This window comes from Streptomyces sp. NPDC048211, from assembly GCF_043202315.1.
Lineage (GTDB): Bacteria > Actinomycetota > Actinomycetes > Streptomycetales > Streptomycetaceae > Streptomyces.
Genome location: NZ_JBIDAD010000003.1, coordinates 575,578 through 587,955, shown reverse-complemented (window position 1 = coordinate 587,955; position 12,378 = coordinate 575,578). Strand labels below are relative to the sequence as shown.

The 12,378-nt window shown below is 72.3% G+C and carries 15 protein-coding genes and 1 pseudogene; 4 read left to right on the top strand and 12 right to left on the bottom strand.

The annotated features are described in order from the left end of the window. Nucleotides 1-23: 23 nt before the first annotated feature. Nucleotides 24-437 (bottom strand): organic hydroperoxide resistance protein, encoded by a 414-nt coding sequence (locus ACGFZA_RS15375; protein WP_385271483.1) that lies wholly within the window; start codon nucleotides 435-437, stop codon nucleotides 24-26. A gap of 118 nt (nucleotides 438-555) precedes the next feature. Here ACGFZA_RS15375 and ACGFZA_RS15370 point away from each other — a divergent pair, with 118 nt between their 5' ends. Next, entirely contained in the window at nucleotides 556-1,035 is a 480-nt protein-coding gene (locus ACGFZA_RS15370; RefSeq protein ID WP_393679373.1) for a MarR family winged helix-turn-helix transcriptional regulator, read from the top strand. Between the two features lie 248 nt (nucleotides 1,036-1,283). On the opposite strand, the pseudogene ACGFZA_RS15365 reads toward ACGFZA_RS15370, so the two are convergent. The 7 genes and pseudogenes from ACGFZA_RS15365 to ACGFZA_RS15335 form a co-directional block, all read right to left on the bottom strand. Next, nucleotides 1,284-2,275: pseudogene (locus ACGFZA_RS15365) on the bottom strand (aldo/keto reductase). 62 nt (nucleotides 2,276-2,337) lie between these two features. Next, nucleotides 2,338-2,934 (bottom strand): hypothetical protein, encoded by a 597-nt coding sequence (locus tag ACGFZA_RS15360; protein ID WP_393679371.1) that lies wholly within the window; start codon nucleotides 2,932-2,934, stop codon nucleotides 2,338-2,340. Nucleotides 2,935-3,326: 392 nt separating this feature from the next. Further along, nucleotides 3,327-3,674, bottom strand: coding sequence for a DoxX family protein (locus ACGFZA_RS15355; RefSeq protein ID WP_385271471.1), 348 nt, complete (start codon nucleotides 3,672-3,674; stop codon nucleotides 3,327-3,329). A gap of 141 nt (nucleotides 3,675-3,815) precedes the next feature. After that, entirely contained in the window at nucleotides 3,816-4,451 is a 636-nt protein-coding gene (locus ACGFZA_RS15350; RefSeq protein ID WP_385271468.1) for a class I SAM-dependent methyltransferase, read from the bottom strand. A gap of 278 nt (nucleotides 4,452-4,729) precedes the next feature. After that, entirely contained in the window at nucleotides 4,730-5,743 is a 1,014-nt protein-coding gene (locus tag ACGFZA_RS15345) for an NAD(P)/FAD-dependent oxidoreductase (protein ID WP_393679368.1), read from the bottom strand. Next, entirely contained in the window at nucleotides 5,740-6,267 is a 528-nt protein-coding gene (locus ACGFZA_RS15340; RefSeq protein WP_385271461.1) for an isoprenylcysteine carboxyl methyltransferase family protein, read from the bottom strand. The genes ACGFZA_RS15345 and ACGFZA_RS15340 overlap by 4 nt, the downstream gene beginning before the upstream one ends. A 12-nt stretch (nucleotides 6,268-6,279) precedes the next feature. Then, a complete protein-coding gene (locus ACGFZA_RS15335) occupies nucleotides 6,280-7,335 on the bottom strand; it encodes a type III polyketide synthase (protein ID WP_393679365.1) in 1,056 nt (351 codons plus the stop codon). Nucleotides 7,336-7,453: 118 nt separating this feature from the next. On the opposite strand from ACGFZA_RS15335, the gene ACGFZA_RS15330 reads away from it, so the two are divergent. Beyond that, entirely contained in the window at nucleotides 7,454-8,323 is an 870-nt protein-coding gene (locus tag ACGFZA_RS15330) for a UbiA family prenyltransferase (protein WP_393679363.1), read from the top strand. 90 nt (nucleotides 8,324-8,413) lie between these two features. On the opposite strand, the gene ACGFZA_RS15325 is transcribed toward ACGFZA_RS15330, so the two are convergent. The 3 genes from ACGFZA_RS15325 to ACGFZA_RS15315 all read right to left on the bottom strand — a co-directional run bounded on the left by ACGFZA_RS15325 (nucleotide 8,414) and on the right by ACGFZA_RS15315 (nucleotide 10,070). Next, nucleotides 8,414-8,935 (bottom strand): HAD domain-containing protein, encoded by a 522-nt coding sequence (locus tag ACGFZA_RS15325; protein ID WP_393679361.1) that lies wholly within the window; start codon nucleotides 8,933-8,935, stop codon nucleotides 8,414-8,416. Between the two features lie 22 nt (nucleotides 8,936-8,957). Continuing rightward, complete coding sequence (locus ACGFZA_RS15320) at nucleotides 8,958-9,692, bottom strand: SDR family NAD(P)-dependent oxidoreductase (RefSeq protein WP_385271449.1); 735 nt, start codon at nucleotides 9,690-9,692, stop codon at nucleotides 8,958-8,960. Between the two features lie 198 nt (nucleotides 9,693-9,890). Then, nucleotides 9,891-10,070 carry a DUF6381 family protein gene (locus ACGFZA_RS15315; RefSeq protein ID WP_385271445.1) on the bottom strand — a complete coding sequence of 60 codons (180 nt, stop codon included), beginning with the start codon at nucleotides 10,068-10,070 and terminating at the stop codon, nucleotides 9,891-9,893. 192 nt (nucleotides 10,071-10,262) lie between these two features. Between ACGFZA_RS15315 and ACGFZA_RS15310 the strand changes: the two genes are divergently transcribed. Continuing rightward, nucleotides 10,263-10,949, top strand: a complete 687-nt coding sequence (locus ACGFZA_RS15310) for a ribonuclease H (RefSeq protein WP_385271442.1) — start codon at nucleotides 10,263-10,265, stop codon at nucleotides 10,947-10,949. Between the two features lie 154 nt (nucleotides 10,950-11,103). After that, nucleotides 11,104-11,832, top strand: a complete 729-nt coding sequence (locus ACGFZA_RS15305; RefSeq protein WP_393679357.1) for a CDP-alcohol phosphatidyltransferase family protein — start codon at nucleotides 11,104-11,106, stop codon at nucleotides 11,830-11,832. On the opposite strand, the gene ACGFZA_RS15300 is transcribed toward ACGFZA_RS15305, so the two are convergent. Next, a complete protein-coding gene (locus ACGFZA_RS15300) occupies nucleotides 11,801-12,247 on the bottom strand; it encodes an adenylyltransferase/cytidyltransferase family protein (RefSeq protein WP_219568850.1) in 447 nt (148 codons plus the stop codon). The two genes, ACGFZA_RS15305 and ACGFZA_RS15300, sit on opposite strands and share 32 nt — an antisense overlap. Nucleotides 12,248-12,378 lie beyond the last annotated feature (131 nt).

Below are 12,378 nucleotides of genomic sequence, written 5' to 3'. Positions count from 1 at the left end.
GCGCGGGACGTCAGGTCCGCCGGCTACTCGATGACGAGATCCACCTGGATGTTGCCGCGGGTCGCGTTCGAGTACGGGCAGACCTGGTGGGCCTGCTCGACCAGCTTGCGGCCGGTGGCCTCGTCGACGGACGCGGGAAGCTCCACGCGCAACGTGACCGCGAGGCCGAAGCCCTCGCCCTGCTTGCCTATGCCCACTTCGCCCGTGACGGCGGCATCCGTGACATCGACCTTGGCCTGACGGCCCACGAGACCCAGGGCGCTCGCGAAGCAAGCGGCGTATCCCGCGGCGAAGAGCTGCTCCGGGTTCGTGCCGAGCCCGTTGCCGCCCATCTCCACCGGGACCGCCAGCTGCAGATCCAGCTTGCCGTCGCTGCTGACGGCGCGGCCGTCGCGGCCGTGGGTGGCGGTGGCGACGGCGGTGTAGATCGTGTCCATGGAAACCGTTCCTCTCGAAGGTCATGTTCCGGCGGCGGTGTCCGCCCGCTGACCTGAAGTGAAGCACACAATTAAATTGTGCACAATCGAATCGGGTGTCCGGAGTTATGCTGAGTCCATGACCGCCACGCCCAGCCCCGACCGCACGGCCACGGCCTGCGCCTCGCCCGAGGCCGACTATCTCCGCCTGGACCAGCAGATCTGTTTCTCCCTGAACGCGGCCTCGCGCGCCTTCGGCAGCGTCTACCGGGTGCTCCTCAAGGACCTGGGGCTCACCTACCCCCAGTACCTGGTGATGCTGGTGCTCTGGGAGCACGGCGAACTGCCGGTGAAGACGCTGGGGCAGCACCTGCGGCTCGACTCCGGAACGCTCTCGCCACTGCTGAAGCGGCTGGAGGCGGCCGGCCTGGTGCGACGCGAGCGGAGCGCCCGGGACGAGCGCTCCGTGCAGGCGCACCTCACGGACGAAGGCACGGCCCTGCGGGAGCGGGCGCTGCTCGTACCCCGTCGGATCGCGGCCGCGACAGGTTTCGACCTGGAGGAGATCAGCGATCTGCGGGACCGGCTCAACCGCCTCACGGCCGCACTCGACGCCTGAGGGCTGCCTCTCGTTTGGATCATGCCGGGCTTGCGGAGTCCGGCCTGATCCACACGAAAGACCCACGGCCCCGGGCGTCCCGCCCTAAGGGCTGTCCCGCAATTCCTGGCGGGCGCACGACGACAGCTACGGCACCTCGCCGCGTTGTCGAAACACCCGAATACATCCAGTATGCGGGCGCCTCTCCGCCTTGCGATGCACCGCATCTGACGCCGTGCGCTGATCCACCAGGAATTGCGGGACAGCCCTTAGCGCCCGAGGAGGCTCTCGACCTCCGTCAGCTGTTCCCCCGCCAGCGGGCCGTACGCCAGTGCGCCCGCGTTCTCCTCCGCCTGGGCGACGGTGCGGAAACCCGGGATCGGTACGGTCCGCGGGCTGCGCGCCCACAGCCAGGCGAGGGCGCCCTGCGCGAGCGTGCGCCCCTGCGACGTGAGGATCTCCCGTACGGCCTCGACGCGGGCGAGCCACTCCGGTGAGGGAACTCCGCCCGCGCCGAACCAGTCGAGCCACGGCGGCGGTGTGGCCCGGATGTCACCGGCGGCGCTCCTGCTCCGCGGGCCGTACTTCCCGGTGAGCAGGCCCATGGCGAGCGGTCCCCGGTTGATGCTCGCCAGCTCCTCCCGCTCGCAGAGTTCCACCATCTCGGGGGCGTCCACCAGGACGTTCAGCCCGTGCTGCACAGCCGCGCAGTGCGGCCCCCGGGCGAAGACCCGTGCGCGGGCCGGTCGTCCGTGCTCCATCCGTAGGCCCGGATCAGACCTTCCTGCACGAAGCCCTCGCAGGCGTCGCGCAGCAGTGCTGCCCGCTCCGGTTCGGCGTCGCCGAGATGCAACTGCCAGAGGTCCACGTAGTCGGTGCCGAGCCTGCGCAGCGAGGCCAGCAGCGCCTCACGGGCATACTCGACGCCGTCGTCGCCGCCGGTCATCACCTTTCGCCGCTCGTCGAAGACGTTCCCCCACTTCGTGGCGATCACCACCTCGGCCCGTCGTCCCCGAAGCGCCCGGCCGAGCAACCGCTCGCTGTGCCCGGCCCCGTACACGTCCGCCGTGTCGAAGAACGTCACGCCCAGATCGACGGCCCGCCGCACCGCGGCGACCGACTCCGCGTCGTCCGTCCTGCCCCAGCCCAGTGGCGCTCCGGCCGGGTCCGTCCACTCGCCACCGATGGCCCAGCACCCGAATCCCAGCCCGCCGGTCCCGATGCCGCTGCGTCCCAATGTCCTGCCGTTCATGGTCTCCATGGCCGGGAACGCTAGGTGTTGAAGCGCACACGAAGGCAAGACCGCCGGCCCGGCCGGGCCCGTCAGGCGGCGTACGCGGTCACCGCCAAGGTCCCGGACAGCACCTTCCAGAGCACCCAGGCACCCGTACGGCTCGCCGCACCGCACAGCATGCTCTCCGTGCAACGGGTGGGCCGGTCCTGCCAGGCGCTCACGACCAGGAAGTGGAATCCGAGGGAGCGGCTGAACGCGAAGCGGATGTGCAGACCGTTGCCCAGGTCGTGGCCGGGCAGGGTCGCGATCTGCAGGTCGGAGTCGCCGACGGCCTCCACCCGGACCGGGTTCCCGCCCAGCAGATCGCACTCGTCCGTGGGCCGGATCCGGGCCGGACACCCCCCGCTCACCGGGAACAGCCAGAAGTGGTCGGTGAGCTGCCGGCGTACGTCGTGGGGGCTGGTGAACGGGTGCAACCCCATCGAGAAGCCGTACCGGTACAGCCACTTCACGCCGCCGTGGCACGACGCGGGGCCGTCCTCGCAGCCCTCGCTGACGGCTTCGGTGCCCCGGCCCAGGAGAGGAGTGCCCGCGTGCGAGGGAGGCGACAGCACGGCGAGTACCAGAGCGACGCCGAGCAGGACGGCGGACCCGCCACGGACCGCCGTACGGGTGAACGCCGTCACGGGACGGCGCCGCGGCACACCTCCTGGACCGGTCGCTTCCTGAGCGGACCCGTGGGAGGCACCGCACCGCGTGCGAGCCGCCTTCCGCATCAGCACCTCCCGAAGTGCGGTATGAGCCACCTGGACGGTATGTCCTCAACAGAGGTTCGGCATCTCAGTGGCGGAGGGTGCCGCGCCGGGGCACACGTGCGCCTGACCGGCGCGGTGGGGCCGGGCAGACGCAACTCACGTACATGCGAAACGCGTCGCAGTGGTTGCGTCTCCGTGCGGCGGACGTGCCACCGACGAGCGTTTGTACCGGCCGGTTCTCGCCGGGGCGTCACTCATCCCCGAGCGCGGGCCGGGAGGAGGCACGGTGTCAGCCCGGCTGTCCCGGCCCACCGCCGGGGTGATCAGGACGCGAGCCCCAGCACCATGGCCCCGACGACCGGTGCCGCGTACACCAGCGGGAACGGGATGTGCGTGTACCAGCGGGCCCGGATCACCGTGACGACCGCGCCGGCGAAGTACAGCACCAGCCCGGCCCCGGCCAGGACGCCGACGAATGGCACGAACAGCCCGGCGACCAGACCCACGGCCCCGGCGGCCTTCGCCGCACCCAGCCACGTCCACCAGGAGCGGGGGACGCTGTAGTCGGTCAGGGCCTGGACGACCCACTGGGCGCGGAAGAGCAGGGCGCCGGCCGAGTAGCCGGCCATTGCGGCAGCGACGAGAGTGACGACGACGTGGGCGACGGACATGGTGGAGACTCCTCATCGGGCGGGTGCCGGAGTGTTCGCGCCGGCCTCGGTGGCCGGTCCGGCACTGCACTGAAACGCCTCGACGGGGAAACGTGACACGTCCGCGGAAAAAATCTTCAGGACCGCCCGCACCGGGCCGCGTCAGCTGCGCAGCCGCGCCAGCACGAACAGATGCGGTTCCGGCACCGCCGCCGGATGATCCGGGACGAACAGGTTGCTCTCCCGTGCCAGGACGGTGAATCCGGCTTCTGCCACCAGCTCGGCGAACGCGTCCTCACCGAAGCTGCTCACCTGCACCGGCTGGCCCATGAAGGTGCCGTTCACCCCTTCCACGTCCAACGGCACCGTAGCCACCGCCAGATGGCCACCGGGCCGCAGCGCCCGAGCGGCCCGGCGCAGTACGTCCCCCTGCTCGGCGCGTGAGAGCTGAAGGAGCGAGAAGTACACACAGACGGCGTCGAAGCTCGCCTCCTCCAGGGGCAGTTCACGGACATCGGCGCAGCGGAACTCGGCTGCGGGCACCTGCCGGGACGCGAGGTCCACCATGACCGGGGAGACATCGACACCGAGCACCTCGTGACCGGCGTCGGTCAGGGTCTGCGCGGTCGGCCGCCCCGTGCCGCTTCCGATGTCCAGCACCCTGCTGCCCGGAGCGAGCCGCTCCAGCAGGCTTTCCAGAGAGGCGCGGTGGGCGGCCGATCCGGCGAACGCCTGCTCGTAGTCGGCGCCGAGAGCATCGAAGACGGTCGCGGCGGTGCGGGGCTTTTCCGAATCCATCGTGGGATTCCTCCTTCTGGGGCGGTCGCGCTGCGGGAACAGCGGGCGGCAGCCGCGTACAGCGCGCTGAGCCCGGACTCCGGGGGGTTGTCCCGCGAAACGACTCGGGGCCGGGGCGTCCCTGCCGTCAGGGCGAGAAGCTTTGCGGATGAGGTGAGACAGCCCCTTCGGTGAAGTCTGGCACAGCAAATCCTCTCCGTACGTACGGCGTTGAGGTGTGGCGGACCGGGGGACGGGCCGGTGTTCCGCGCCGGCGGTTGTCCGGCATGACGCGGTCCCTACTGCAGGGCTCGGACGGCCGCACGGAACAGGGCCGGAGCGCGGTGCGCCGCGGGCTCGATCATCCGCGCCGTGGCGGGATGTCCGGCCAGCGCCAACAGCCCTCCGGTGAGCAGCCGGTGACGACGGGTCAGCCGGTCCCAGCGGGCCGGATAGTCCTGCGGACGGCCGGAGGCCAGCGCGTCCACCGCCGCACCGGCCGTCGCCACGGCCAGGGCCACGCCCTCGCCGGTCAGCGCGTCCACGTAGCCCGCGGCGTCGCCGACCAGCAGCACGCGTCCGGCCTGCCGTGCCCGCACCCGCTGGCGCAGGGGTCCGGCTCCCCGTACGGGACCGGTGTCCCGGCCCGCGAGCATGGCGGCCAGGCGGGGGAAGGACGCCAGGTGGCTCTCGTACGCGCGACGCTCCCCGCTGAGCACGGCCACGCCCACCAGGCCGTCCCCGAGCGGCGTCACGTACGCCTCACCGTGCCGGGACCAGTGGACCTCCACGAACTCCGTCCACGGGGCGACGCGGAAGTGCCGGCGCAGCCCGTACCGGCGCACCGTGCTCACGGGGCCGTCCAGGCCGAGACCGCGGCGGACGGGGGAGTGAAGACCGTCGGCGGCGATCAGCCAGCGGGCGGTGAGCCCGCAGGCGGCCACCCGGTCGTGGCCGTGCCGCACCTCCGCGACCTTTCCCGGCACGATCCGCACGCCGAGCTCCACCGCCCGCGCGTGCAGCGCGGCGTGCAGCGTGGTCCGTCGCACACCGAGCCCGGGTGGGCCACGGAACGCCGCCTCCGTCCCCCGCGCCCCCTCCACGTAGCGGATTCCGCGCAGGGGGTGGCCGGACACCGCGACGCCGAGCTCGCGCAGGGCCGCCACCCCGCTGGGCATGATGCCCTCGCCGCACGCCTTGTCGACCGGGGCGGTGCGTGGCTCCACCACGACCGCCTCCATGCCGCGAGCGGCCGCCCGGATGGCCGCCGAGAGGCCGGCCGGGCCGCCCCCCGCGATCAGGAGGTCGATCACGCCGGCACGTCCCCGGCCGGCGCGGAGGAGAGTGCGGCCTCCTCGCACCGGACGCGCACGGCCATGAGTGCCGCGTTGAGCGCGGTGAAGAGCGCCGCGGTCACCCACGCCCCGTGAACGAGCGGCAGCGCGATCCCCTCGGCGGCGACGGCGACGTAGTTGGGGTGCCGCAGCAGGCGGTACGGTCCGCCCGTCACCCGTGGCAGTCCCGGGACGACGATGACGCGGGTGTTCCAGCGGTGGCCGAGCGTACGGATGCACCACCAGCGCAGGGCCTGCGCGGCGACCACCACGGCCACCATGGTCCAGCCGAGCCGGGGTACGAACGGCCGGTCCGCCAGTCCGGCCTCGACGAGACAGCCCGCGAGCAGCGCCGTGTGCAGGACGACCATCGCCGGATAGTGGCCGCGGCCCGACTCGGTGCCGCCCCTGGCCAGTGCCCAGCGCGTGTTGCGCAGGGCGACGGCGAGTTCGGCGAGGCGTTCGCCCGCCACGGCCAGCACCAGTGCGGTGTACCAGATCATGTGTCCTCCGACCTACCAGCGCAGCAGCACCAGTTCGCAGCAGAATCCGGGGCCCATGGCCATCAGCAGACCGGGCGAGCCCCGCTCGGGCCGCCGCTGCTCCAGTGTGTCCCGCAGGACGTGGAGCACCGAGGAGGAGGACAGGTTCCCCACCTCGGCCAGCGAGCGCCAGGTGACGTCGAGCGCACCGTCCGGGAGGGAGAGGACGTCGCTGACGGCCTCCAGCACTCTGGGCCCGCCCGGATGGCACACCCAGTGGGCGATGTCCTTCGGCTTCAGCCCGTGTTCGGCTAGGAAGTCACTCACGTCGTCCGCCAGATACCGGCGCACGACATCGGGGACGCCCGGATCCAGCACCACCTTGAAGCCGGAATCGCGGATGTCCCAGCCCATCACATGCCCGGTGTCCGGATACATCCGGCTGCGGGTGGCCACCACCTCGGGCCCGGCAGCGGATGCCCTGCCCCCGCCGAGTGCCACGACGGCGGCTGCCCCGTCACCGAAGAGTGCGGTGGCCACCAGATTGGCGGGCGACGCGTCGCCGCGCTGGAAGGTGAGGGAGCACAGCTCGACCGAGAGCAGTACCGCCACGTCGTCGGGCCGGCCGAGCAGGTAGTCGTGGAGGCGGGCGATCCCCGCCGCCCCGGCGACGCAGCCGAGCCCGAAGACCGGCAGCCGCTTCACGTCGGGCCGCAGGCCCAGGCGCTGCACGAGCCGGGCGTCGACGGACGGGGCGGCCACCCCGGTGACGGAGGTGAACATCAGCAGGTCCACATCGGCGGGCCGCAGCCCCGCCGTCCGCAGCGCGCCGCGCAGCGCCTCGGCCCCCAGGTCCACCGCCGCGCGGATGAACACGTCGTTGGCGTCCCCGAAACCGTCCAGCTCCGCGTAGCGCTCCAGGGGCAGCACCATGTTGCGGGTGCGTACCCGGGCGTTCTCGTGCAGTCGGTCCAGGACGCGCCGGTCTGCTCCCGGCGGCAGGCAGGTGCCGGCCACCATGTCGGTGACCTCCCGCTGGGTGTGGCGGTACGGGGCCAGGGTGCCGTGCACGGCGGCGATCCGGGTCATCCGGGGTCCTGCTTCGCGGGCTTCATGGCCCATCCCTGCCCCGCTCGATGGACAAAACACCGCAAACAACCCGTGCGGCTGTCAGGTCCGCCGTGTCCGGAGTACCTACGATCACGGCATGGGCACTCCGGACCCGTCGCGCGCCTGTGCCGCGACCGCGTGGCCGCTCCGCCGCACGTCGGGGCTGGCGCGCTCCTGCCACCCCGGGCCCGTGGTCGCGGTCACCGCGACCGCGGGCGCCCTGGGCGCGGGCGTCGGCCTCGACACCGGCCGCTGCGCCCTGCTGGTCGCCGCCGTACTGACCGGCCAGCTCTCGGTGGGCTGGTGCAACGACGCCTTCGACGCCCGGCGGGATGCCGCCGCCGGACGCCGGGGCAAGCCGGTGGCCGACGGGTCGGTGAGCCGCCGTACGGTCTGGACGGCGGCAGGTATCGCCGCCCTGCTGTGCGTGCCGCTCTCCCTGGCCTGCGGGCCGCAGGCCGGCGTGCTGCATCTGACAGCGGTGGCGGCCGCCTGGGCCTACAACCTGAGACTGAAGGCCACCGCCCTGTCCTGGCTCCCGTACGTCATCGGGTTCGGCACCCTGCCCGCCGTGGCCGCGCTGACCCTGCCCGGCAGTCCCGGGCCGACGTGGTGGGCGGTGACCGCGGGCGCGCTGCTGGGCCTGGCGGCCCACTTGGGTGATGTGCTGCCCGACATCGAGGAGGATCTGCGCGCCGGCGTGACCGGCCTTCCGCACCGGCTGGGCGCTCACGCGACCCGGCTGCTGCTGCCGGTGCCCCTCGTGGCGGCCTCCGCGGTCCTGGCGTTCGGCCCGGCAGGACCGCCCGGCCTGTGGGGAGTGGTGACGCTCGCCGTCGCGGCGCCCGCGGCGCTCGCGGGGCTGGTCCTCGCCCGGACCTGGCGCAAGGCGCCGCTCGCCGCGGCGGCCGTCGTCGCGGCGGCGGACGTGGCGCTCCTGCTGGTACGTGGCACTGCCCCGGTGTGACCCGGGGCAGTGCCCCTTACTCCGTGCGCAGCCGGCCTCGATCCGGCGGAGTGCGTGGTTCTGCCCCGGTGTGATCCCGGGCCGTGCCCCTCACTCCATGCGCAGCCACTCCCCGATCCGGCGGATGCCGGTGTCCGTGAGACCGAGTCCGGGGTCGACGCGATGGAGCAGGGACCGTCCGGTGTGGTGAGCCGCCACCCAGCGCCGGTCCCGCTCGGTGATCTCGTCGTCCACCCACACGAAGGCGCGCCCCGCCGCCCAGCGGACGAGCGTGCGCGTCTTCCAGTGCAGCCCCGCCCGCGCGTCCCGTTCCTCCTCCTCCGAAGGAGGGGGCCAGGCCACCACGGGGAGGTCCGGCAGCCCGAGCCGTGGCGCGACGACCGCGTTCGCCTCGTCCGTCCACGTCGTCGCCCAGACCAGCTCGCACGCGAGCGCGTCCAGTTTCGGCCCGAGTGCCGGGTCGATCCTGTCGAGCAGCGGATTCGCCCCCGCCTCCGGTGGATTCGCCCCCGCCGGGTGGACCGGACGGTCGCCTGCCCGTGGGCCGAACGGGATGAGGGGACCGTCGACATCGAGGAAGAGCAACGGAAGGCCGCCGCCGGAACCAGTCACCGCCGCACCGTACCGCCGGTGGTCAGCGGCCGCCGGCCACGCGCAGGATCGCCCCGGTCGCGTACGAGGCGTCGTCCGAGAGCAGCCAGGCGACGGCGCCCGCGATCTCCTCGGGCTGTCCCGGCCGGCCCAGCGGGATCCCCGCGGCGGCCTTGTCGGGACGTTCCGGGTCGGCGTGGAAACCGGTCCGGATGATGCCGGGGGACACCGCGTTGACGCGGATGCCGTCCGCCGCGACCTCCTTCGACAGCCCGATGGTCATCGTGTCCACGGCCGCCTTGGCCGCGGCGTAGTGGACGTACTCGCCCGGACTGCCGAGTGTGGCGGCGGCCGACGACATGTTCACGATGGCCCCGCCGCCCGAGCGGCTCATGTCGCGCACGGCGCGGCGCGCGCAGAGCAGATAGCCGACGACGTTGACGTCCAGGGCTCGCCGGAGCCCGGCGGCGTCGGCATCGGCGAGCGGGCCCGTCGGGCCGCCCACCCCCGCGTTGTTGACGAGACCGGTGACCGGGCCGAGTTCGGTCGCGGCGGTGTCGAAGAGCAGATCGACCGCGGCCTCGTCGGTCGTGTCCACCCGGACCGTGACACAGCGCCTGCCCGTGCCCCGTACGACCGCGGCGACGCTCTCCGCCGCTGCCGCGTCGGAGCGGTAGCCCAGGGCGATGTCATGTCCGTCGGCCGCCAGCCGGGTGCAGACGGCGGCCCCGATACCGCGGCTGCCGCCGGTGACCACGGTGATGGGATAACGACTCATGAAAGGCCCCTCGCTCCTGTGTACGACGACGTGACGTCCTCGGTCCGGTGGGATCCATCCTAGGAGCGGTGATCAACTTCCCCCGCGCGGGCCTTCGGTGCGGGGCTGCGGGCGCCTGCGCGGCGCGCGCACGCCGATGGGCCGCCACCCCCTCATGGAAGGGTGACGGCCCATACTCCGCGTGTGCGGCGCGGGTGCCTACAGGGGACGGTCGCCGCTGCGGACGCCCTGCTGCTCGCTCTGCTCGTGCAGCTTCCGGGCCTTCTCCTGGAGCCGACGACGCTGCTCCGGATCGCTCGTGCGCTCCGCGGCCTCGGTCATGTGCCGGGCCTTCTCGCGCATCTGCTGGGCACGGTCGGTTTCTCCTGCAACGCTCATCGTCGCTCCTTGAACGGTAGGGAAGAGCGGGCACTCCCAGAGAAACAGCGCTGTGTGAGCAGCGCACCCCGAACCGTTACCGACGGTGAGAGTGCCTGGTGAGGGGGGCGTGGGGGCCGGATCCCGACGTCCGGGGCACCCACCGCGCGACCGGCGTGATCCGGACACGGCGACGCTGGCATGATCAGGGGTATGAACGAGCGCATGATCGCCGCGTGTGACGGGGCGTCGAAGGGTAATCCGGGGCCGGCCGCCTGGGCCTATGTGGTGGCCGACGCCGAGGGCAGGCCGCTGAGGTGGGAGGCCGGGCCGCTGGGCACCGCCACCAACAACGTCGCCGAGCTCACCGCCCTGCAGGAACTGCTGGAGTCGCTCGACCCGGCCGTGGCGCTCGAAGTCCGGATGGATTCGCAGTATGCGATGAACGCCGTGACCAAGTGGCTGCCGGGCTGGAAGCGAAACGGCTGGAAGACCTCGGCCGGCAAGCCCGTCGCCAACCGCGACCTGGTGGTCCGCATCGACTCCCTGCTGACCGGGCGGGCCGTGCAGTTCGTCTATGTGCCGGCCCATCAGGTGAACGGCGACCCGCTGAACGCCCTGGCCGACCAGGCCGCCAGTGAAGTGGCCGTCGCGCAGCGTGCGGCCGGCACCTCGCAGGGCTCCGCGGACCTGCCGGTTCCCGCACCTTCCCGTGCCACCGAAGGACGGAGGACAGGCGGCGCGGCGAAGAAGGCGGGGAGCGCGTCCCGGGCCGGGGCGACCATCCGCGCCAAGTTCTCCGGCCGGTGCCACTGTGGAAAGCCGTACGCGGCCAAGGACATGATCGCCAAGAACGATCACGGCTGGGGCCACCCCGAGTGCCGGACCGCCACCGCCTGACGCGGAGCACCGGCAGGGCGCCCGGCGCGGCCGGTCCCGGCCGGGTCGCGGTGATCCCGCCCCCGCGGGGGCGCGCGCGTGCCATGATGCGGCTCCGGCGGCGAGGTTCGGATGTCGCCGGAGCTGTGGGGAACGGCGACACGCTGGGGGGCGTATGGAAAGCACGGGTGCGGTGCTGCGTGAGCTGCGCGGGGCGCAGAAGTCGGCCAAGGGGGTGTCGCTGTACTCGCGGTACCTGAACCGGCCCGCCGGGCGGATCTTCGCGGCCGGCGCGTTCCGCCTGGGTATGACACCCAATCAGGTCACTTTGGTGAGTGCGGCGTTCACCTTCGCCGCCCTTGCCTCGGTGGCTCTGGTCCGCCCCGGCTGGGGGCTGGCCGTCCTGGTCTACCTGGGGCTGGCCGTGGGCTTCGCCCTCGACTCGGCCGACGGGCAGCTCGCCCGGCTCACCGGCCGTGGCGGGCCCGACGGCGAATGGCTGGACCACGTCGTCGACTGCGCCAAGATGATCCTGGTCCACACCGTCGTCCTGATCTCGTTCCACCGCTACTTCGGTCTGCCGGCGGACGGCTGGCTGCTCCTGCCGCTCGGTTTCCTGTTCGTCGCGGTACTCACCTTCTGCGCGGGGCTGTTGCGCGAGCAGCTGGGCAAGGCGGCCGCCCGATCCGCCCCGGCCGGGGCAGCGTCCGTACCCGTGTCCCCGCTGCGGGCCGTGGCGCTGTTGCCGGCCGACTACGGGGTGTTCTGCCTGGTGTTCCTGCTGCTCGGCGACGAGGCGGCGTTCCGGACCGGATACGCCGTGCTCGCCGCCGTGCACGCACTGTTCCTGGTGGCGTTCCTGGTCAAGTGGTTCAGGGAGCTGAGAGCGCTCCGGGCAGACTGACCAGCGTGTCCAGCGCCCGGCGCAGCTGGGTGCTGGACGTGTGCACGGTGTACGGGAAGTAGACGACCTCCACGCCGACTTCGGCGAAATCGCGTTCGAGGCGCTTGCCCTTCTCCGTGTCGCGCCAGTCGTCCCCCTTGAAGATGACGTCGAACCTGACCTGCTGCCATGTCTCGACCTTGTCGGGAACGGTCTCGACGAAGGCGGCGTCCACGTACCGCACGCTGCGGACGATCTCCAGCCGCTCCGGCAACGGAATGACCGGCTTGTGGCCCTTGGCGAGTGCGGCCATCTCGTCCGAGACGACCCCGGCGACCAGGTAGTCGCACTGACTGCGGGCATGCCGCAGGATGTTGAGGTGGCCTATGTGGAACAGGTCGTAGACCCCCGGCGCGTAGCCGACCCTGTGCACCATCCGTTCTCTCCCCCCACGGTGTGAACGTGATGTCCGAGCCCCCTCGGATGGTGTCCGGACATGGCATCCGGTCCGGTGGGATATCGGTATCGGTGTTGATCGTGCAACGACCTTACTGTGAAGACCACTTG